This window comes from Methylocystis sp. ATCC 49242, from assembly GCF_000188155.2.
In the GTDB taxonomy this organism is placed as follows: domain Bacteria; phylum Pseudomonadota; class Alphaproteobacteria; order Rhizobiales; family Beijerinckiaceae; genus Methylocystis.
The window spans coordinates 3,978,037-3,998,797 of sequence record NZ_KE124774.1; the positions used below are offsets into that span (position 1 = coordinate 3,978,037).

Annotated in this window: 15 protein-coding genes; 8 read left to right on the forward strand and 7 right to left on the reverse strand. The window is 60.2% G+C overall.

The features are described 5' to 3' along the window. Positions 1 to 6 precede the first annotated feature (6 nt). From MET49242_RS21545 to MET49242_RS21565, 5 genes are read right to left on the reverse strand one after another with little or no spacing between them, the layout of a single operon-like run. Complete coding sequence (locus MET49242_RS21545) at positions 7 to 3,531, reverse strand: hypothetical protein (RefSeq protein WP_144259749.1); 3,525 nt, start codon at positions 3,529 to 3,531, stop codon at positions 7 to 9. Further along, positions 3,528 to 4,790, reverse strand: coding sequence for a glycosyltransferase (locus MET49242_RS21550; RefSeq protein WP_158497349.1), 1,263 nt, complete (start codon positions 4,788 to 4,790; stop codon positions 3,528 to 3,530). The genes MET49242_RS21545 and MET49242_RS21550 overlap by 4 nt, the downstream gene beginning before the upstream one ends. A gap of 17 nt (positions 4,791 to 4,807) precedes the next feature. Further along, positions 4,808 to 5,269 (reverse strand): hypothetical protein, encoded by a 462-nt coding sequence (locus MET49242_RS21555; protein WP_036285981.1) that lies wholly within the window; start codon positions 5,267 to 5,269, stop codon positions 4,808 to 4,810. Further along, positions 5,266 to 6,090: a sugar phosphate nucleotidyltransferase gene (locus tag MET49242_RS21560; protein ID WP_202804176.1), complete on the reverse strand. Its 825-nt coding sequence runs from the start codon at positions 6,088 to 6,090 to the stop codon at positions 5,266 to 5,268. The genes MET49242_RS21555 and MET49242_RS21560 overlap by 4 nt, the downstream gene beginning before the upstream one ends. Further along, a complete protein-coding gene (locus MET49242_RS21565; protein WP_051134393.1) occupies positions 6,042 to 7,019 on the reverse strand; it encodes an SDR family NAD(P)-dependent oxidoreductase in 978 nt (325 codons plus the stop codon). Before MET49242_RS21565 ends, MET49242_RS21560 begins: the two co-directional genes overlap by 49 nt. Before the next feature lie 184 nt (positions 7,020 to 7,203). On the opposite strand from MET49242_RS21565, the gene MET49242_RS23645 reads away from it, so the two are divergent. From MET49242_RS23645 to MET49242_RS21610, 8 genes are all read left to right on the forward strand, one after another. Further along, on the forward strand, positions 7,204 to 10,371 hold the full coding sequence (locus MET49242_RS23645; protein WP_084679262.1) for an NAD-dependent epimerase/dehydratase family protein: 3,168 nt from the start codon (positions 7,204 to 7,206) through the stop codon (positions 10,369 to 10,371). Between the two features lie 9 nt (positions 10,372 to 10,380). Beyond that, entirely contained in the window at positions 10,381 to 10,929 is a 549-nt protein-coding gene (locus MET49242_RS21575; protein ID WP_036285983.1) for a hypothetical protein, read from the forward strand. 38 nt (positions 10,930 to 10,967) lie between these two features. Then, the gene (locus tag MET49242_RS21580; protein ID WP_036285985.1) at positions 10,968 to 12,029 is read left to right on the forward strand and encodes a polysaccharide biosynthesis protein; all 1,062 of its coding nucleotides are present in this window, start codon (positions 10,968 to 10,970) and stop codon (positions 12,027 to 12,029) included. Positions 12,030 to 12,052: 23 nt separating this feature from the next. Continuing rightward, complete coding sequence (wecB, locus tag MET49242_RS21585; protein ID WP_051134395.1) at positions 12,053 to 13,165, forward strand: non-hydrolyzing UDP-N-acetylglucosamine 2-epimerase; 1,113 nt, start codon at positions 12,053 to 12,055, stop codon at positions 13,163 to 13,165. Between the two features lie 13 nt (positions 13,166 to 13,178). Next, positions 13,179 to 14,045 carry an SDR family oxidoreductase gene (locus tag MET49242_RS21590; RefSeq protein WP_036285987.1) on the forward strand — a complete coding sequence of 289 codons (867 nt, stop codon included), beginning with the start codon at positions 13,179 to 13,181 and terminating at the stop codon, positions 14,043 to 14,045. Between the two features lie 95 nt (positions 14,046 to 14,140). Beyond that, positions 14,141 to 14,806, forward strand: a complete 666-nt coding sequence (locus MET49242_RS21595) for a DUF1796 family putative cysteine peptidase (RefSeq protein WP_036289113.1) — start codon at positions 14,141 to 14,143, stop codon at positions 14,804 to 14,806. A 608-nt stretch (positions 14,807 to 15,414) separates the two neighbouring features. Continuing rightward, a protein-coding gene (locus MET49242_RS21605; RefSeq protein WP_371212560.1) for an IS3 family transposase occupies positions 15,415 to 16,601 on the forward strand; the annotation gives its coding sequence in 2 pieces (ribosomal slippage) (positions 15,415 to 15,667 and positions 15,667 to 16,601; 1,188 coding nt in all). 194 nt (positions 16,602 to 16,795) lie between these two features. Then, on the forward strand, positions 16,796 to 17,752 hold the full coding sequence (locus tag MET49242_RS21610) for an IS110 family transposase (protein WP_051134568.1): 957 nt from the start codon (positions 16,796 to 16,798) through the stop codon (positions 17,750 to 17,752). 125 nt (positions 17,753 to 17,877) lie between these two features. Here the strand turns inward: MET49242_RS21610 and istB are convergent, their stop codons facing one another. Both istB and istA read right to left on the reverse strand, forming a co-directional pair. Further along, positions 17,878 to 18,720, reverse strand: coding sequence for an IS21-like element helper ATPase IstB (gene istB, locus MET49242_RS21615; protein WP_036282401.1), 843 nt, complete (start codon positions 18,718 to 18,720; stop codon positions 17,878 to 17,880). Beyond that, the gene (gene istA, locus MET49242_RS21620; RefSeq protein ID WP_051133996.1) at positions 18,717 to 20,255 is read right to left on the reverse strand and encodes an IS21 family transposase; all 1,539 of its coding nucleotides are present in this window, start codon (positions 20,253 to 20,255) and stop codon (positions 18,717 to 18,719) included. Before istA ends, istB begins: the two co-directional genes overlap by 4 nt. Between the last annotated feature and the right edge of the window lie 506 nt (positions 20,256 to 20,761).

Consider the following 20,761-nt stretch of genomic DNA (forward strand, 5'->3'; position numbering starts at 1 on the left):
ACCGGATCAGGTGGCCGGTTCGACTTCGCGCGCGCCGATTCTGGTAAGGAACGCCGCATAGGCCTCCTCCGACTCCGCTCCCTCGAAGCGCAGGGCATGGCCATTTTCCGCGCCATCGACCGAAAGCGTTACGACGCCGGCGCCACGGTCGACGCGCAGTATGGCGGCGGAAGGCTCGATGATCATCGTCAAAGCATCGCTTTTGCCGATCGCGTAAGGCGTCGCACGCGGCGGCAGGGACCAGAGCAGAACGGTCCGCCAGAGCTCGGCCTCAGCCGGCCTCATAGTTACAGTGGTGGTTTCGAACACCTTGCGCGCCCCGTGCAGACGACGGATCTCATCACCCCGCTCGCGCACGGGCTTCTCCATCAGATGCGTCTTCACTGCCGGATGCTCGAAAAGCGCGCTCGGCGCGCGTCCACGGCGCCAGCCGGTCGTCACATAGTCCAATAACGCGGCGTCGGGCGCTGCGGATTTGAGGTTGTAGCGGCGCGCGTACCACTCGCGGTCGAAGATTTCGTCGGGCCGCCGGCCGTCCCGCGCGCCGCCGATGACATAGTCCTCGAGTGGGCAGACGCCCGCAGCCGCGACTTCCGGATAATTATCCAGATACCAGATTGTCGAAAACGCCGGAGAAGGATCACGTCCGATTCGCCACCCGGATTCGAGATAGTCCGCCGCGGGCGTCGCGCCACTCGCCTCGACGTCGGGATAATGCGCGTGATACCAATCGGTGTCGACAAATGCCACGAACGGCGAAGCCTCCCCCACGGCGACTTCGGCCGGAGCTGCGAGGGGATGCGTGAGCCGCATCAGCCGAATGATCTGCGCCCGGCGCGCAACCGGACCGAGATCGGCGAGGAAAGCGGCGACGAAGGGGTGGTCGAGTTCAGGAAATATCCAAAAGGCCGGGTCTGACCAGTTCTTCACCAGATGCGCGAGCGCCCTGGCGCTTGCAGGCTCACCAAAATGGATTTGGGCGTAGCGCGCGAGGTCGAGATCTGGATGGGGAGACAGGCCGCGCGCGGCGCCCACTCGGACGAAATGCGACAGTTCGGGAGCCTCGCATAGCGGCTCGATCCCGTTCGCCTTGCGATACCAGGCGGCGGCGAACCAGGGATTGGGATCGCGTCCTTCTCGCCATCCGGTGACCATGTAATGATCAAAAGCATCGACGTCGGCGGCTGCTATGTCCGGATAGGCGGTGCGATACCAGTCCGCAGCGACGAGTCTTCTAAGACTGCGTTCTTCGGTGAGCGTCAGCGGCCGGGGATTGCAGTCGGGCGACAGCTGCGCATCTTCAGTTCGCCAGGAGTCCAGCAAATGCTGATAAGCCGCTATGCTGGGACTGTCCTGCCCAAGATAGCGCGCAGCGTAGAAACAGAGATCAACGGCGGGATGCGGCGGGACGCCGGCCGCGGCGCCCGACCTCACAAAATGGGCGAGCGCAGGCGTGTCGCCAGAAAGGCCTGCCTTTTCGCAATAGAAATCGGGCAGGAACCAGGGATTTGGCGCGCGCCCCTCAAATTGGCCAGCCTCGAGGTAATGCGCAACGGGATCGCACCCCGCCGCAGCCACGTCCGCGTGGGTTTCGAGATACCAGGAACGGTCCACCAGTCGCGCAAGCACTGCCGGGGAGGCCGGATCGATATCGGCTACAGCGCCTGAGGCGCGAGATTGCTCCAGAAGATAGAGGAGGGCCTCCGCTCTCGGCCAACGCTCGTTGAGGTGAGCCAACGAAAAATGAACGAGATTCACGTCCGGATGTGGGGCCAGACCCATCGCCGCGCCGACCTGCACGAAGTGTTCGAGGGGGCAGACGTCCTGCGGAACGCCCGGCAAAGCGCGATACCAACCCGTGCAAAACAGGCGATTGGGATCGCGCTCCTCGCGCCAGCCGCTTCCCCGGTAATGCTCGACCGGATCCGCTCCCGCTGCGGCGACGTCCGGATATTTCCCGAGATAGAATTCCGGATCGATGAGGCGGTCGACGAGGCTCTGGCCGGAATCGGCGTCGCCGAAGCGCCTGCGCAGCGCCTCGGCTCTCGCCTTGTAGGCGCCCACCCGCTGCGCCGCGTCGCGTGCAATATCCGCATCAGGATGCGGGGCCAGTCCGGCAGCGGCCCCGACCCGCACGAAATGTTCCAGTGGGCGCGCGTCCTCTGGAATATTCGAATGGCTCAAATACCATTGCGTGGAAAACCATCCGTTGGGATCGCGCCCTTCACGCCAGCCATTCTCCCGGTAATGCTCGACCGGGTCTACGCCGGCGCCAGCGACGTCAAGATTTTTCGCGAGATAGAACGCCGGATCGACCAGGCGGTCCGCCAGACTTCGCTCCAATTCTCCATAGCAATCGAAAGGCGGCGCCCACCAGGGCGCGCCAGTGTGACGCCCGCTCCGCGGCGAAGCATAGGCCACGGCGCCTATCGTCGAGCGCGCAGCGAAGACGCGCCAGAAGCAAGCATCCGTTGACTCGACGCTAGGCTCCTGCCCGTCGATCAACCGGAACGCTTCCAGAACAGCGGCTTTTCGAAAACGCGTTCCGACGATCGCGCCGGCTCCGGTCGTTTCGGCGAAGAGACCATTGTCGATCGTCGGCAGGCAGGCGTCGAGCCCCTCCACCTCCATCCGGACGCTTTGCGCCGCGACAAGCGCCGGGCTCGGCGAGATGACAGACACGATGACGAAGTCGGTCGCGCCGCCAGAACAGGCGAGGCGAAGCGCATCCAGCGGATTGGCGCCGTCGGCGCCGAGCAGGCGCACGTCGGTCGATTCTCCGGAGGCGCACAGGAGATGGCGCACGAACGCCATTCGGGCGAGCAGCCATGAGCCCGCGGAGAGCGATTCTCCCAACGCGAGAGTGATCGCGGGCGCAAGCGCCCGCGCCTCGCCAATGCGCGCGGCGACGCGGTCGTCCATCTCCAGGCTAGAGGGCGCGTAGCTCCCCGCAATCAGCTCGGGGCTTCGTTCGACTGCGAGCATTTCGCGCAATGCAAGTCGGAGCGCGAGGTCGAACAAGGCGAGATCGCCAGCGCTGGCGTCCACGCCGCCGACCGCTGCAAGCGCGTTCTTCTCGACGATGAGGCTCGTTGTATCCGCATCGCCTGCGATGATGTCGGCGACTGTAACTGAGGCCGCCGAATTCGGACGACCGGCCGGCCAATCCCGTCGCGCAGGCGCAGCGACGCAGAGCGCCGGCGCGGCTAATTCCGCAAGCCGCGCGATATCTCGGTCGAGGCGGCGAAAATCGCGGCGATCCGCTGGTCCGACAAAGGCCAGCACGTCGCCATCGGCCTCTTCCGCTCCCGCCGCGAAAGCTTCAGCCGCAGAGCGGAAGCTTCCCGTCAAAAAAGCGATTCGGCCGGCAAGCGGCTGCGGTATCCGCTCCGCCGCTTCCATTCCGGCGTTCCCCGCCGCCAGCACCCTGAAATTGTCGTCGGTCGACGCTAAAATTGCGACGAGCTTGTCCCGCGCAGAAGCGACATCGTCCACGACGGCGAGAATGACCGTGACTCGAGGTGAACTCACTTTCTGACCACTCCGGCGTTGGTCCTCGCGGAACCGGCGACCAGCCCGCGATATTGCCCGATCATCGCGCGGCCGTTTCGAGTCGCGTCCCAACGCGCTTCGGCTGTTGATCGATTGTAGATAGCGGCCGCATCCACCAGCGCGTCGTCGCTTGCGGCTCTGGCGATGGCGTCGGCGAGGCTGGCGATGTCGTGCGGCGAGACCATGAAGCCGGTTTCGCCATTTTTGACCCATTCGCAGCCGCAAGACGTGTTCGCCTGGATCGGGAAGCTCCCCATCGCCATCGCTTCGAGCAACGTGGTGGATATGCCGTCCGAGACGCCGAGGCCGATCGTGATACGCGCCTCAGAGATGCGCTCGAGCGCGTCGGCGTGGCTATCCAGATACGAGTCACAGACAATGTCTAGACCGGTCGCTGACGTCAGTTCGGCGGCCATCTCGCGAACCGCTGGTCCGGCGAGCGCGATACGGATGCGTCGCCCCTGCAGGACGGGGGCAACGAGTTGAAGTGCGGCGAGGATGTGAAGCGCGCGCCCGGCCCAGTTATGATAGCCCTTCACGAGAATCTCGCTGCGCTGCGATGGCGGCGCGAGATCCTGCAGCCGCGGCGCCTCTTCGAACGCCATGCCGCCGGACGCCGGCGTCGGCGGCAGAACGGCGCCTCTGAATCCCATCTGCCGCACGATCGCGACGTCCCGCCTGCATTCGGCGAGATAGGCGTCGATCGATTGGGCGATCGTTGCGAGACGCGCGCGGTGATCCGGGAGCTTGCGGTAGAGGTAAATGTCGCTTCCCCAGTTCGACAGCAACCATGGCGGAAATTGCGCGGGCGAATGTTGGCGGACGGCGAGACAAAGATAGCCCGCCATCTGGATTTCCATTGAGTGGACGAGGGCAGGGCGCAATAGCCGAATTGCTTCGAGAAGGTGAAGCGGCTGCGCGAAGACGACGCCTGCGCTGAAGAACGGCGGTCGCCACGTCTCGTAGGCCAGGGCGACGTTCATCGATTCGACCGCGTGGTGAGGCACGACGCTCGTGTCGAAGACGCCGATCTCGTCTGCGTCGAGGGCCGCGACATCATCGAGGGTGCGAACGACCCGTGATTTGGCCAACGATGCGCTGAGGGTCTCCTCATACACCGGCAGGAGGACGAAGCGAAGATCCGGCGCGCGAACCATGTTGAGCCAGCGCGCGGTATGAACGCTGTTGGGCATGGCGACGACAAGGATGGTGTGGCGTCCATCTTCCGGCGCGCGCATTTTCCCGCCTCGCCGAATCATCTAGCGAGACCCATAGCCACCGCGGCGAGATGCTGAGCGAAGATTCCCGGGTCGAACGCCGCGCGCGCATGCACTATAGTAGATGGCGTCGTCCAGCGTCGCTCCGGATATTGGATCGCGATCAGGACGGGAACTCTTGCGGCTGCGGCGGCGTCAATCCGCATATGCGCCGCTGACCTGAACGCGACGCCTGCATAGAGGGTCACATCTCGAAAATCCTCGTCCGAAATCGTTTGCAAGGTCTCGACAGGCTCGCCCGTGTCGTAAGTAAACGCGTCCAATGCAATGGCGACGTTCGGATCCGTAACGTTCGCGAACACGATCCGGTAAGCGCTGATCCATTGCACAGTGTGATAAAGCGCGGAAATCACCATCATGGCGCGCCCGTTGGTCGACTCTGCGCCGTCGAACAACAGAGTTCCTTGGCTGACGCCATTCGTGAGCGTGGTTACTGTCATATCGTCTCCGCAGGCCGCAGTTCATAGAGCCGCTGCGCCTCCGCAAGATCATCGGGGCGCCCGATGTCAATCCATTTCCCATCGTGGTCATAAACTGCGACAGTCTCTCCCGCCTCGACGAGCTGCATGATGAGATCGGGCATATCCAGCGGGACATTGGGGCGTATCAATGCGCGCGCGCGAGCTTCAAGCGCGTATATCCCGATGCAGATCCTGTGATGAGCCACCGGCTTTTCCCGGAAACCGACAACTTGCCCCTGGTCGTTGGCGTCGACGACGCCGGAGTCGATCTCGAAACGACGCAGCATTGTCGCGACAGAAAGCGCAGCCCCTTTACGTCGATGCTCAGCCACCATGCGTCGAAAGTCGAGATCGGTAAGAATGTCTCCATTCATCACCAGCAGTGTTCCACTGACTTCTGCAAGCCCGCCTATCGGCCCTGCAGTGCCGAGCGGTCGATCCTCGTAAATGTAATCCAGGTCGAGCGAGACGCGCGTGCAGTCTGTGAAATAGGCGCGGATAAGCGGCGCAAGGTGATTGACTGCCAAAGTCACCCGCTCGACGCCATGTTCGCTCAACCGTTCCAATATGACTTCAAGTATGGTTCTGTCGCCGATTGGCATCAACGGCTTGGGAAAATTCGCCGTGAATGGCCGCAGCCGCCGTCCCTTGCCGCCTGCCAACACGAGTGCGCTCACATTTTGCAAATCTTCCACGGATCCGTGGTTTGAATTTTGCATCGACACGTCGTCAGGCTCCTGCAGTCGTCTTGTCAAATTGCGTAACCGGACCAGCCGAAAGCGCCAGTATTCGCTTTCCACCAGTCGATCGTCTGACGCAGACCATCCTCCAGAGAAGTCTCAGGGCGCCAGCCTAGAATTTCGGCCGCGCGACGATTGTCGGAAAGGAGGCGCCCGACTTCGCTTGCGGCCGGACGTTCGCGCGCGTCTTCTGCGACGATTGGTCGGTCGACTTCAAGTATGCGAAGGATCATTATGGCGAGTTCACCCACGCTGATGTCATGGCCAGTGCCGAGATTGCAGACAGCGCCCTCCGCGCCGGTGGCCTCGGCCGCACGAACGAAGCCGGAGACGGTGTCGGCCACGAAGGTGAAGTCGCGCCGCGGCCACAACGCCCCTAGGCGCACGCAATCACTTGTCAACGCCTGCTGGATGATCGTGGAGATCACGGCGCGCGGCGACTGTCGCGGACCATAAGTATTGAACGGCCGGATAACAATTGCAGGCGCGCCGAAGCTGCATACATAACTCTCGACCAGCTTGTCCGCCGCGATCTTCGATGCGGAGTAAGGGGACTGCCCCTTCAACGGATGCGTCTCATCCATGGGAACGCGCTCTGCGGTTCCAAAGACTTCGCTGGTCGATGTGTGAATGACGCGGCGCACGCCATGGCGCCTTGCGCCCTCCAATATGTTCAGGACGCCCGTAACATTCACATCGAAACAGTCGCGCGGCGCCTCATATGAGTAAGGGATCGAAATCCGCGCGGCGAGGTGGAAGATGGTGTCGACGCCTTCGCAGCACTTCGAAACGAAGTCCCTGTCAATAATGTCTCCACGACGAATCTCTAGCTGGTCTGGCGAACGCGTAAGCACGTCGTCGAGGAAACCGACGCTTCCAGACGAACCATAGCGCAAGAGGCAGCGGACCCGCCACCCGCGCGCGATCAACCGTTCGACGAGATGGCTGCCAATGAACCCTCCGGCTCCTGTAACTAGCGCTAATTGCAAACGAAGCCTCCTGAAGTAATGTGAACAATTGACAACGCGTAGCGTCTAGTTATCTGTAACACAGATTTTTAGAAAATATATCTCGGGAATCGGCTTATCCTATAGTTTTAACGCATTGACCGTAGACAATTAGCTCATCTAGTTTGCGATTGTGCCTCTCGGACGACCGCGGTTCATAATACGGATGACAAGCCCTCAACCCTTCGCTTTAGTTACTGGAGCAACCGGATTTATCGGGCGTCGTCTCGTTGCGCTTCTTACGGACAAGGGCTGGCGGTTGCATTTGTTTACGAGAGTTGGGTCGAATCCATCAGTCTTAGCGCCAGACGCAAGGGTGTTTGTCGGAGATATTTTTTCGTCCGGCGCCATCGCTTCCGTCGCATGTGGCGCTCAGGCTATTTTTCATCTCGCAGGAATTGCTTCGGTTCGGCTCTCGAACGAGAATCCCGTGGCAGCGAGGCGACTCGCGGCGGAAGGAACGCGCGCCGTAGTCGAGGCCGCGCGGAAGGCTGGCGTTCCGCGCGTTGTAATGCTTTCGTCCGCTCACGTTTACGGTGAGCCGCAATATCTTCCGATCGACGAAAAGCATCCGCTTGCGCCACGAACAGAATATGCAAAAGCCAAGCTTGCGGCGGAAGTGGCGGCGCGCGATTTTGGGAGCGCGCAGGGAATTTCCGTTCGCATCTTGCGACTGTTCAATGTGTACGGACCCGGGCAGTCGAGCGAAGTCGTGACAGCGGAAATCATCCAGCAGGCGCTGTCGGACGGAGCTATTCGCCTTCGTGATGCATCAGTGCGCCGGGACTTCGTTTATGTCGACGATGTCGCTGAAGCGCTGCTGGCGGCGAGCTCGGATGGAGTCGCTGACGGAGTTTATAATATCGGCAGCGGAGCAGCAATTTCGATTGGCAACATCGCCGCGCGCGTCGAATGCCTGTTAGGTCGCGAGCCGACACGCTGGAGCGAGGGGGGCGAAGACGAGCTTCGCTGCAATATCAGTAAGGCCGTGACATATTTGGGTTGGGCGCCGAGGACGGATCTGGACGCAGGGCTGAGGCGCACCATCGACGCTGCGCGTTTACCCGATAGTCATGACAGCGCTCGGGCCAATGCGAGTGCATATCGCGATCTGCCAAAGGTTTCCATTGTAATTCCGGTTTATAATGGCGCGAACTATCTCGCTGAGGCGATCGACAGCGCTCTTGCGCAAACCTATGCGAACATCGAAGTTATTGTGGTCAATGACGGCTCCGATGACGGGGGAGCCACGGCAAGAATCGCGCAGGACTACGGTAACCGGGTTCGCTATTTCGAAAAGTCGAATGGAGGCGTCGCCAGCGCGCTGAACCTTGGCATCGCCGCCATGCGTGGCGAATTCTTCAGCTGGCTGAGTCACGATGATCTCTATCATCCTGAAAAAGTCGCCTGTTCCATCGACGCCTTGCGGGCGGCGGGGCGGCCCTCGTTGGTTTTTTGTGATTTTGCCTATTTCGACGAAGGAGGGGACACCATTCACGAGGTTCGTTACGATGGTGGGAAAGAATGTGAACGACCGATCGATGCTCTGCTGGGCGGCAGGTTTAATGGTTGCACCTTTCTGATACCGCGGCGGACCCTTGAGGATCTTGACGGCTTTCGTGAAGGATTGCCGACGACCCAGGATTATGAATTGTGGTTGCGGATTACTGACCGTCTCCCTTTCATCCACGTTCCGCGCCTGCTTGTTCGCCAGAGACTGCATCCGCTGCAGGGGTCGCGGACGAGCAGTCATCTCGATGAAGCCGACAGGCTCATGGTTCATATCGTGGATCGCGCTTCGTTCAACTCGATGCGGCGCCATGAAGGTTCGGTCGAAGCCTTTTTGGTTCGGCAAGCGCGCCGCTTCACATCGCTACCGTATTCGGGCGCGGCGGCCTATCTCGGCTTCCGGTCCAGGCAAGAGTTGCTTCACGTTCCACATTTGATGGCGCTGCTGCCGAGCGCTGCTCCCGAACATAAACAAAGAACCCGGTTCACACACCGTTTTATCGCTGACAATCGAGGCTACGATCTGGCGACGATGATCGAACAGGCTGAAACCGACTTCGTCTTTCTCACATCTCTCCCGCCATCCGATGAAACTGTCCTGAATGCGCTTGAGAGCTTGTACCTGTCGGATATTGCGGCAGCGGCGAAGCTCGAGTGCGCCCAACCCGATTCTCTCGACGGTGTGATGATCCGACGTTCATTGCTACCGGAAGGATTTGAGCCGGGAAGATTTCATGTGTCAGGCTGGACCGATGCGCTAGGGCCGCGACGGGTGGTGACATATCAGAGCGCTGTCGCAAGCGAGGATTCGCCGCCCAATATGGGTTGCGTGTCGACCAGAGCAGTGCTCTCGCTCGGTAGCTTGGCGCGCGTCGTCGATTGCGACTGGTACCGCAAGCGCTACGACATGGCGGGCGCAAGCGATGCGGAAGTGTGGAGCGACGCCTTTGGCGAAGGCGCGCGCGGCGGACGCAATTCGAGCCCGTGGTTCAGCGCAAAATATTATGGGCGACAGGTTCTGGATCTCGTCGATTCCGATCTTCCGCCGCTTCTGCATTTCTTGCAAAAGGGCGCAGCGGCCGGCCTCTCGCCGAGCGCCCGTCTGGTCGCGATTCAAGATCGGCCGGAGACTGTCCGGACCATTGGCGTCGAGATTCCGCTGAACGCCACGTTGCAAGGAGATGGTAAAGGTGCATCGCTGACGCGCGCGCATCGCGCGGAACTGCCCACGGTGCTCTTGATTGGACACAACTGGGGCGGCGGCATGCTCACACATATGAATTCGCTGGCGAATGCATTGCGCGGAAGCGCAAACACGTTGTTTCTCCTAGGGGCGCCTGGTTCAGCGACTCTGGCGGCCGAGCCGGAAGCCATGGACAAACGTCTCCACTTTCAAATTCCTGCTGAAATCGACGGGCTTATCAGTCTCCTGCGACACATCGGCGTCGATCATGTGGACGTTCATCATGTTGTGGGGTTTGAGGCCGAGGCCGATTTAATACTCGATGCGCTCGGCCTTCCTTACGACCTGACGCTTGTCGACTATCATTGTGTGGCCCGCAACTATCATCTGGCGGACCGCAGAGGCCATTTCGTCGGCGAGGCTCGGCTCTCTGCACGGGATCCGGAGATCGTCCGGACTCAGCCGCTACGGGTCTATCGCGAGGCCGGTCGACGGATCGGGATCTCCCGCGATGTGACGGCCCGACACCGTCGTCTGGCGCCCGATTTTCCCATAATCTGTACGATCGTCGACTGGACGCGGCCGAATGCGGATACGCGCGATCTCTATGTGCCGAGGGTCTGGCCAGACGAAAATCTTTGAGTCCTGTTGTTGGGATACCTGCATGAGGGCAAGGGCCGAGATCTCGTCATGGAGGCGGCGACGCTTGCGGCGGAACGCGACCTCCCTATCGAGTTCCACATCCTTGGCGATCTGGACGGCGCTGCTCTTCCGCCTAAGCTCGGAACACTCAAGCTCCATGGTTCTTTCGAGGCTGGAGACCTGTCTCGGCGGATCGGCGGGATCGCGCCGCATGTTGCTTGGTTCCCGAGTCAGACACCGGAGACTTGGTGCTACGCGCTCTCGGACGCGATGCTTGCATCGTTGCCCGTCGTCGCGCCTGCTTTCGGCGCCTTCGTCGAACGCTGCCATTGTCGTGACGCAACATGGCTCCTTCCACCCAGTCTTGGTGTCGAGGGCGTCGTCGACTTCTTCGTCGAGCTTCATGCACGGGAACTCGATGTCGCGCCGCTTTGGGCGCCAATCGACCATTTGCCGCCGGTTCAGCGGTTTTATTTCGATGACTATTTACGACCGGCCCTCGCCGCGCATGCGAAACGCCGAGAACGCGAAGCGGTCGACGCGCTCGAACAGGTCTAGCAGGACTTCCCGAAAACTCTCAAGTCAGGAACGATATCGTGAGTAAGCTCTTTGAAGGTAAGCGGATCCTCATCACCGGCGGCACCGGATCGCTCGGAAAGACTCTTGTCCGTCGCCTTCTGGGCGGCAGCGAAGGGCGTCCGGCGAGAATCGTGGTGCTCTCGCGCGACGAGGCCAAACAGCATCAAATGCGGGTCGATTATCACAATTTGCGTTCTCCCACGGACGAAGTGATCTACGACAACTTCCATCGGTTGCTGCAATTCCAGGTCGGAGATGTGCGTGACTACGCGACAGTCGAAATGGCGCTGCGCGACATCGATATCGTGATAGGCGCCGCGGCGCTGAAGCAAGTCCCGACCTGCGAATATTTTCCCTTCGAGGCCATCCAGACAAATGTGCTGGCGGCGGTTAACATCGTAACCGCCATCGCCCGCCAACAGTTGCCGGTCGAAACTATCGTCGGCGTCTCGACCGACAAAGCCGTGCTCCCGGTAAATGTCATGGGGATGACCAAGGCCCTGCAGGAGCGGACGCTCATCAGCGCGCAAATGAAACTGCCGCACACTCGAGTGGTCGTCGTGCGCTACGGCAATGTGCTCGCGTCAAGGGGCTCGGTGATACCTCTGTTCCAGCAGCAGATCGCGGCCGGCGGCCCGGTCACCATCACCGACGAACGTATGACGCGGTTCCTGCTCGGTCTCCCCGAAGCCGTCGATGCGATCTTCAAGGCGGTGCGCGAAGGTCGTCGCGGTGAAATCTATGTGCCGAAAATCGGCGCCGCAAGGATTGTCGATATTGCGAGCGCAATGATCGGGGATCGCGGAATTCCGATCACGACGACCGGGATTCGCCCAGGCGAGAAACTTCATGAGGTTCTCATTTCCGGCGCGGAAGCTGCGCGAACAGAGGACTGCGGCGCCTACTATGCTGTAAAATCGATTCTCCCTGAGGTAGACTCCGATCCGATTGTTTGTCCTGTGGAGTTCTCCGAATATTCGTCCGATATTTCCCCGATGAGCAAGGAGCAAGTGTCGGAGCTTCTTGAGAGTCGCGGATTGATGGCGTCGCCGCCGTCCCATGGCGAAGTTCTTGCCTGATCCGTCGGCGCCGAGAGGGTCTCATGAAAGTTATGACGGTTCTCGGAACACGGCCCGAGATCATACGACTGTCCCGGATCATAGCCCGTCTCGACGTATTGACAGCCCATGTCCTCGTCAATACGGGACAAAATCATTCGGCGTCGCTGTCTGACAATTTTTTCACGGAGCTCGGCGTGCGGGCGCCGGATCATCACTTCGGAATCAGCGAGCCTGATTTCGCACGGCAGATCGGCCGGATTCTTTCGGCCAGCCATGATGTGATCAAGTCGGAGAGACCCGACCGACTGCTGATACTGGGCGACACAAATTCTGCACTCGCAGCCATCGCGGCGAAGCGATTGGGTGTCCCTGTATTTCATATGGAAGCCGGCAATCGCTGCTATGATCCGCGCGTGCCTGAGGAGGTCAATCGACGGCTAGTCGACCACTCCAGTGATGTGTTGATGCCTTACACTGAACGAAGCCGGCAGAACTTGTTGCGCGAGGGTTTTGCGCCGGATCGCGTGTTTGTGACCGGCAACCCGATCGGCGAAGTGATGATGGCCTATGCTGACCGGATCGACGCTTCGCAGATCTTGAACATTCTCGAACTTGCGCCAAAGCGTTACATGCTTGCAACATTGCATCGTGCGGAGAATGTTGACGAGCCCGACCGCCTCGCCATTTACGCCACCGCATTGAAGCAAATTGCTCGCGTCCATGACGTTCCGATAATCGTCAGTACGCACCCGCGCACGCGCCAGCGATTGGACAACGCCGGCGTTTTAGATGGTGGGGGCGTGCGATGGCTGGAGCCATTTGGTTTTTGTGACTTCGTGGCGCTCGAAAAAAACGCGCTCTGTGTGCTCTCCGACTCCGGCACCGTACAGGAAGAATGCGCCATACTCGGCGTACCCAACGTGACACTCCGCGATGTGACCGAGAGGCCGGAGACGATCGAATGTGGCTCCAACATTTTGGCAGGCGCATCTGTCGAAGCGATTTTGCGCGCTGTTTCGCTGGTTGTGCGGAATGCGCCCCGCTGGATCGCGCCGCTCGAATATCAAACCCCTGACGTCTCGGGCACAGTGCTGCGTTTGGTTACCGGCCACGTGCATGGACTCCCGCAATCCAACGCGCCATCACGACACTGACGGAGATAACGCGATGCGTGTTCTGGTGCTCGGCGCAACCGGGATGCTCGGCCACAAGCTGGTCGAGACTCTCTCGCCCGATTTTGAGGTGATTGCAACACGGCGGCGCGGCGCCGTCGAACCGACGACGGCCAAGGGCGTGCGCATGGTAGAAGGCGTCGATGTTCTCGATCGATCGGCAATCGCCGGCCTCATAGCAGCCCAACGTCCCGACGCAGTATTGAATGCGGTAGGTGTGGTCAAGCAAATCACAGACGCTGTCAATACGAGCGAGATTATCGCTATCAACTCCATGCTGCCAAACCTTCTGGCCGAGGTCTGTAGCGTCGCAGGTTGCAGGCTGATTCACTTCAGCACTGATTGCGTTTTCACGGGCGCGCGCGACAGCATTCGCGGCGCAGACGGCTATCGCGAACAGGATCCCCCCGATGCTCGTGACCTCTATGGGCTGTCGAAGTTGCTGGGCGAGTCCCGAACGCCTGGTTGTCTGACGCTGCGGACTTCGATCATCGGGCCGGAGCTGCGCGGCAGGTACGGCTTGCTCGAATGGTTTCTGGCTCAAGGCGATGCGACGGTCCTCGGTTTTTCTAAGGCGCTTTTCACCGGACTGCCGACAGTGATTCTCGCGGAAATAGTTGCGACAATCTTGACAAAGCACGCTAGTCTCGAAGGGCTATACCATGTTGCCGTGACACCGATCTCCAAATACGAGCTGCTCAATCTTTTCGGTGATGCCTACGACCGTTCAACGAGTATCATCGAAGATTCCAAACTTTATTGCGATCGCCGGCTGGACGGCGCGCAATTAGCAAACGCTATAGGATGGAGCGCGCCGGCTTGGCCCGAACTCGTACGCCGCATGCGCGATGACTCGCCATGACGGAAGCACATGAACGCATGGTCCTCCACTTCGCTCCTCCCGCGGTCCTCAGATGATCGCGACTCTTTTTTTCTTTGATCTGTGGGAAGCCGAGGGTGAAGTTATCTGAAATTCAAAAACCATACGATCTGTTCGTCAGCCTGGGAAGCGCTTGTGATCCAGCTGCGCATTTGCGCAGGCGAGGGTTGAGGAAGTTCAGCATGCCGCTCGACTGGGTTGCCTCACTGTCTTTGCCCGATGTGTGTCGCCTTTTTGAAGATCGTTTTATCGACTATATGAATATCAACAATATGCAGAGAATCGATGGAACTGCGAACTATTACGATGAAGAGGCAGTCGAGTCGTCGATAGAGCCTGCGTCACAGACGACGCAATTCATACCGGATTCAAAATACAATGTTATTTCTGTGCACGATTTCGCGGTTGTCAAGGACGTGTCGTGGCAGGAGCAATATCCTGCCTACCGAGAGAAGCTGGTCTTACGGATAAAGCGTCTGTTGAGTAGTCTGCAGCAGGCGGAATCAGCGCTATTTGTACGCTGGTCGGGTGCGCTTGAAACTGCGATTGAGCTGCACAAAGTACTATCATTGTTAACAATGGGAAGGGCCGATCTCCTTCTATTGCAACCCGTGCAAGGGGTGAGAATCGTAACACCATGTGAATCAGGGACAAGTGGAGTGTGTGTTGTGCAAACACCCAATTTGCCGGCGGACGCTTCGATGTGGGACAATGTTCTTGAGGGCATGACGCTTCGTGCGTAGTGGTGCGATTTCGGAAAAGAAGGTTCTGTGGATTGTCCGATGAGAAATAAATTGAAATTTGCTTGATTCGCCGTTGCATCACAGTTGCTCATAACCATTCCTTCAATTGCAATGATACTGGTCCATGATATTCGATTGTATTCGAATGTATTTTAGTTCGAACGACGCGAAAACGAAAAAGTTTGTTCCTGCTTCAGTCTATCGGACGATCGGGGTCTACATATCTAAGGTCATTAATTTGCTTTCACCCCCATCTAACGATGAAAGGTAAGTTCCTATACCCGGACCCTACCGTCGATGATTGGATGGTCTAAAAATTTCTGCTTGGTTATGTAGGTAAGTCGCCGATGGCGATTTCTCCAAAACACCGCGCCTTGGTGATACAGCAAAATTTAGAGCATGTCCCTGTTTTTCTGAATCGGGAGGGATTCCTATTTTAGCAGGAGTGTGAATCAAGATGCTAGCTGGACGGAGGCCAGCATCCAATGGTTCGACCTCTCTCCAATGATCTTCGAGAGCGCGTGGTTGCGTCGGTTTTGGCTGGCTGACCTGCCCCTGAGAAACTCGACCAGATGCGATTAGAGTCCGGCCATATCGGGACGGACGAGATGAAGAAGAAGCGGTTCACGGAAGAGCAGATCATCGGGATTTTGCGGGAGCACGAGGCGGGCGCGAAGGCGGCGGATCTGGCTCGCAAATATGCTGTGTCGGAGACGACGCTTTACAACTGGAAGGCCAAATATGGCGGCATGGACGTCTCCGAGGCCAAGCGGTTGAAAGCGCTCGAAGAAGAGAATGCGCGGCTGAAGAAGCTTCTGGCCGATCAGATGCTGGAAGCCGCGGCGCTGAAGGAGCTTTTGTCAAAAAAATGGTAGGGCCCGCCGCCAAGCGCGCAGCCGTTGCGCATCTGCGAGCCGCCATGGCTCTGTCGGAGCGTCGGGCCTGCCAGATTGTCGCCGTCGATCGCGCGACCGTCCGCTACATCTCGAAGCGGCCGACCGACAAGCCGTTACGGGAGCGGCTGCGGGAACTCGCCAACGAGCGCCGGCGCTTCGGCTATCGGCGGCTGTTCGTGCTGCTGCGGCAGGAGGGCGAGACGTCGGGCAAGAACCGCATCTACCGGCTCTATCGCGAGGAAGGGCTGACGGTGAGAAAGCGGCGCGCCCGCCGAAGGGCTGTCGGCGCGCGGGCGCCCATTCCTGTCGAGGCGCGGCCGAATGCGCGTTGGTCTTTGGACTTCGTGCATGACCAGTTCGCCTGCGGACGCCGGTTCCGCATCCTGAACATCGTCGACGACGTGACGCGTGAATGCCTCGCGGCGATCCCCGACACATCCATCTCGGGCCAACGCGTGGCGCGGGAACTGTCGGCGCTGATCGCATGGCGCGGCAGGCCCGGCATGATCGTTTCGGACAACGGCACGGAGTTCACCTCGAACGCCGTGCTGTCGTGGTCGAGCGAGAACAGGATCGAGTGGCGCTATATCGCGCCGGGCAAGCCGATGCAGAACGGCTTCTGCGAGAGCTTCAACGGGCGCATGCGCGACGAACTGCTGAACGAGACGCTGTTCTTCGGGCTCGACCATGCCCGGGAGAAGATCAGCGCCTGGGCCCAGGACTACAATCACCGCCGCCCGCATTCGGCCCTCGGCTATGCGACGCCCGCCGCCTTCGCGGCCAATCTCACCGCAACAGGCGATCGGCTGCGCAACCCGGACCAACTCCGCCGATCGCCTGTTGCTCCATTCGCGCCCTCGGGCGTATCAACCGGAAGGACTCAACCCGCCGCTGGATGAAAGTTCAGGGGCAGGTCATGGCGAGAGTTGCCGCGCCGCGGCTTTGCGCTTTGGCGTGGCCGTGTCATCGGTCGTGAAGTGGTCGCAACGCCAGCGCGAGACGGGCTATGAACTGATGGGGTGGATGCCCCCTCCACCCAGCATTGTGTGATGCTGGGTCGGCGCCGGGAGGCGCAGTTATGGAGGACGTGCATATGTCTGAAGTTCATGTTTTGGCGATCGATTTGGCGAAACGCAGTTTTCAGCTTTGCGGGACGGATCGCGGCGGGGCGGTTCTGTTCAATCGGACCGTGTCTCGTTCGAAACTCGAGCAAATCCTCCGGGCGCAGCCGCCCTGCATCGTCGCGATGGAAGCCTGCGCGACGAGCCATTACTGGGGCCGAATGGGAGTTGCTTGTGGACACGAGGTTCGTCTGATCCAGCCGATCTACGTCAAGCCGTTTGTGAAGCGTCAGAAGAATGACGCCGCGGATGCTGCGGCGATCGCCGAGGCCGCTTTGCGGCCGAACATGCATTGCGTGGCGGTCAAGAGCGCCGAACATCAGGCGCGGGCCGTCGCCTTCCGCGCCCATCAATGCTTCGTCGGACAACGCACGCAATTGATCAACGCGCTTCGCGGTCACCTGGCGGAGTTCGGACTGGTCGTCGCGAAAGGCCCCGCGAATTTGAAGTCACTCGTCGACATGATGAAGGATGAAAGCGTCGATGTCCCAGAAGCAGTGCGGGACGTCGTCCAGCTCTTCCTCGATCAGATCGAAGCGATTACTTCCAAGATCGAGGATCTGGCTCTGCGGCTCAAAAAAGCGACGAAGGAAAACGACGAGATGCGGCGTCTTTGCACTGTCCCGGGCGTTGGCCCTGTGACCGCCGGAGCCGTGCTCGCCTTCGCTCCGGACTTGCGGGCTTTTTCGAGCGGCAGAAATTTCGCCGCCTGGCTCGGTCTTGTGCCACGCCAGCATTCGACAGGCGGGAAAACCCGACTGGGGGCGGTCAGCAAGATGGGGCAGAACGATATCCGCCGGTTGCTGATCGTCGGCGCCATGAGCAGGATCCGCTGGATCGTGCGCAAGGGCGTATTGCCCGACAATTGGCTTGGCCGCATTCTCGGCCGCAAGCCGCGGATGTCAATGGCGGGGACAAAATGTGCATGAAGGCGGGGTAAAAGTGTACCGGTCTGGTTTCGAGAAAAGGGCCGCACGGCCCTTGTAGTTTAGTTGACGCGGGCGTTGAGGCGCGCGGAGCGTAGCGCAGCGCGGTTCAACGCGCGCGACGGCGATCAGTTCGTCGTGTCGGCGCCTCCTTTGTCGATTGCGGGCGCGTCGGGGAGATCGCGGTTTCGCCGTTGCGCTTTCTTTGCGGTCGCCAGCCGATAGCTCTCGCCGTTCATTTCCAGAATGTGGACATGATGGGTGAGCCGGTCGAGCAATGCGCCGGTGAGACGCTCGGAGCCAAACACCGACGTCCATTCATCAAAGGGCAGATTGCTGGTCACCAGCGTCGCACCGCGTTCATAGCGCTGGCTGAAGACCTCGAAGAGCAGCTCTGAGCCGACCGCCGTGAACGGCACATAGCCCAGTTCGTCGACGATCAGCAGTTTGACGGTGTTGAGATGCTTTTGCAGCGCGCGCAGGCGGCGCTCGTCGCGCGCCTCCATCAGTTCGTGCACAAGAGCCGCGGCGGTCGTGAACGCGACGCTGAACCCCTTCTGGCAGGCGGCGAGCCCCAGGGCGAGCGCGACGTGGGTCTTCCCCGTTCCGCTTGGCCCAAGGGCGATGCAGTTCTGTCGCTTCTCGATCCATTCGCACCGCGCCAGCTCCAGCACGAGCGGCTTGTTGAGTGAAGGCTGGGCGGTAAAGTCAAATGTGTCGAGGCTTTTGACCTGCGTAAAGCGCGCCAGCCGGATGCGGCGCTCGACATTGCGCCGCTCGCGATCAATGCGCTCCAGTTCGCACAGGCGTAGCAGATAGCGCGGGTAATCGGCGCGGTCCTGCGCCGACTCCAGCGCCACCTTCTCATATTCGCGCGCGAAGGTGGGAAGCTTCAGCGCCTTGAGATGATTACCCAGCAGCACCTGCGGCGCGACGATCGTCTGCGAACCTGGCTCATGCGAGATGGTCATGCCGGACCTCCCGCGGTCGTCTCCATGACGCCCGCGATGACGCTCGCGCCGGCGACGAGCCCGAGATAGGCGCGCGGATCCGTCGCGCCGACCGTAGCCGCCGGCAGGTAGGGGTAGAATGTCAGATCGAGCCGCGCGGGCCGGTTCTCCAGCCTGGCCAGCAGCAGCATCTTCACTGCGTCAAAGCTGATCGCGCCAAGACGCAGCGCCTCCGCGACCGCCTGTTCGACCTGATGCTGATGAAAGTCCTCCATCAGCCGCAGCACCTGGATGAACTCGCGGCGCCCGCCATTCCCCATGCGCGCCTCCATCAGCCGCCGCAGACGATGCACGCAGTCGGCAAGCCGCCAGTCGTCGAGCGGCGCGGCCTGATCGAGCGCGCGGCTCTTGTGTTCGAGCAGGGCGAGATAATGCAGCGGGTTGTAGATGAACTCGGCCTTGCCGTAGCTGCGCGCATGCACGGCGATGGTCTCCCCGCCGCAGACAATCTCGACCCGATCGACATAGCCCTTGGCCAGCGCCTCCCGATGGCCGAAGCGCGTCGGGACCGAGTAATCGTTGTTGCGGTAGCGCACCAGCGCCATCGACGACACGCGCGTCGCGACCTTGTGACAGGCGTCATAGGGAGCCGGCGGCGCCGGCAGGAATGCCGCCATATCCGCCTGCATGCGTTCGCCGATCGGCGTCGACTGGCCGCGCAGGATCGCCCGCCGTCGTTTCGTGCAGGCGTCCAGGAACCTCGCGTTCAGCGCCTCGAAACTCTCCGCCACGGGCAGTGGCGTCATGAAGTTGCGCCGGACATAGCCGACAAGCCCCTCGACCTTGCCCTTGTCATTCCCCTTGCCGGGCCGGCCAAAGCGATCAGCAAAAAGGTAATGGCTCTGGAGTTCCGCAAACATTTGCGAACGCAGACGCTCTCCACCCTTCACGATCCTGGCGACCGCGAGACGCGTATTGTCGTAAAGAATGGACTGGGGGACGCCGCCAAAGAAGGCGAAGGCCGCGACATGGCCGTCGCAGAAGGCTTCCGCCGTCTCCGCCGGATAGGCCTTGACGAAGCAGCCGTCCGAATGCGGCAGGTCCATGCAAAAATAATGAAAGCGGACCTTCCTGCCGGCGATATAGGCGTCCGCCTCGCCAAAATCCGCCTGCGCATTCCCCGGTCGATGGCTGAGTGGAATAAACATCTCGCGCGACCGCAACTGCGCCTGCGCGACATATTCCCGGACGATCGTGTAACCGCCGGAAAACCCTTCTTCGTCCCGCAGCCGTTCGAATATCCGCTGTGCCGTATGACGCTGCTTGGCGTGAACAAGCCGATCATCCGCCAGGACCTTGTCGATCCAGGCCATATACGGCCCCAGCTTCTTCGAGATCGGCCGCTCCCGACGCCGATACCCCGGCGGAACCGAATATTGAAGCATCTTCGTGATCGTATTGCGGTGCACGCCGAAGCGCCTGGCCGCTTCCCGCCGGCTCAGCCCTTCCGCCATCACCGCGCGTCTCACCCGGGCATAGAGTTCCACTGTGAACATCCTTTCGGCCTCTCCATGCCAGTCGATGACATCGAGTTCGGCCTATCAGGACCGGTACACTTTTGCGCCGCCGTCAAAGCAGCCCCCAAAGCCGGTTCAGTGGTACACTTTGCCGCCGCTGTTCATAAAAACGAACGCGGCACGATTCAATTTGATCAACGCTAGCGATCGTCCAAGCGCCCCGCCAAATTCTCGCCCGTCAAGCACCTTCACGGCGCTACGGCGCGCAATCGTCGCCCGTTCTGAAAGCGCCCCGTCTGCGCCTGACAGAGATTAATGAATCGGAAGCAAGGAACGCGAATGGCGCGCGCTTTGATATCGCGCCGATTATAATCGTTGGATGTGACTCGAAATCCACAATCGCCGAGCCGGGTTATTCGTCAGACTTCGACTTCGACAGACTAACCGTCGTCTACCATCGTTTTGTTTATCCTCGAATGTCGATAACCGAGTGTCAATTTTGCACATGGTGGCACAATCATGGCACATCGCAACTAAAGAAAATC

What these genes read in the sequence shown, in the direction of transcription:
- istA (WP_051133996.1), bottom strand. Translation starts at nt 20,255, where the DNA reads ATGTTCACAGTGGAACTCTATGCCCGGGTGAGACGCGCGGTGATGGCG.
- istB (WP_036282401.1), bottom strand. Translation starts at nt 18,720, where the DNA reads ATGACCATCTCGCATGAGCCAGGTTCGCAGACGATCGTCGCGCCGCAG.
- MET49242_RS23645 (WP_084679262.1), top strand. Translation starts at nt 7,204, where the DNA reads ATGACAAGCCCTCAACCCTTCGCTTTAGTTACTGGAGCAACCGGATTT.
- MET49242_RS21590 (WP_036285987.1), top strand. Translation starts at nt 13,179, where the DNA reads ATGCGTGTTCTGGTGCTCGGCGCAACCGGGATGCTCGGCCACAAGCTG.
- wecB (WP_051134395.1), top strand. Translation starts at nt 12,053, where the DNA reads ATGAAAGTTATGACGGTTCTCGGAACACGGCCCGAGATCATACGACTG.
- MET49242_RS21555 (WP_036285981.1), bottom strand. Translation starts at nt 5,269, where the DNA reads ATGACAGTAACCACGCTCACGAATGGCGTCAGCCAAGGAACTCTGTTG.
- MET49242_RS21550 (WP_158497349.1), bottom strand. Translation starts at nt 4,790, where the DNA reads ATGCGCGCGCCGGAAGATGGACGCCACACCATCCTTGTCGTCGCCATG.
- MET49242_RS21610 (WP_051134568.1), top strand. Translation starts at nt 16,796, where the DNA reads ATGTCTGAAGTTCATGTTTTGGCGATCGATTTGGCGAAACGCAGTTTT.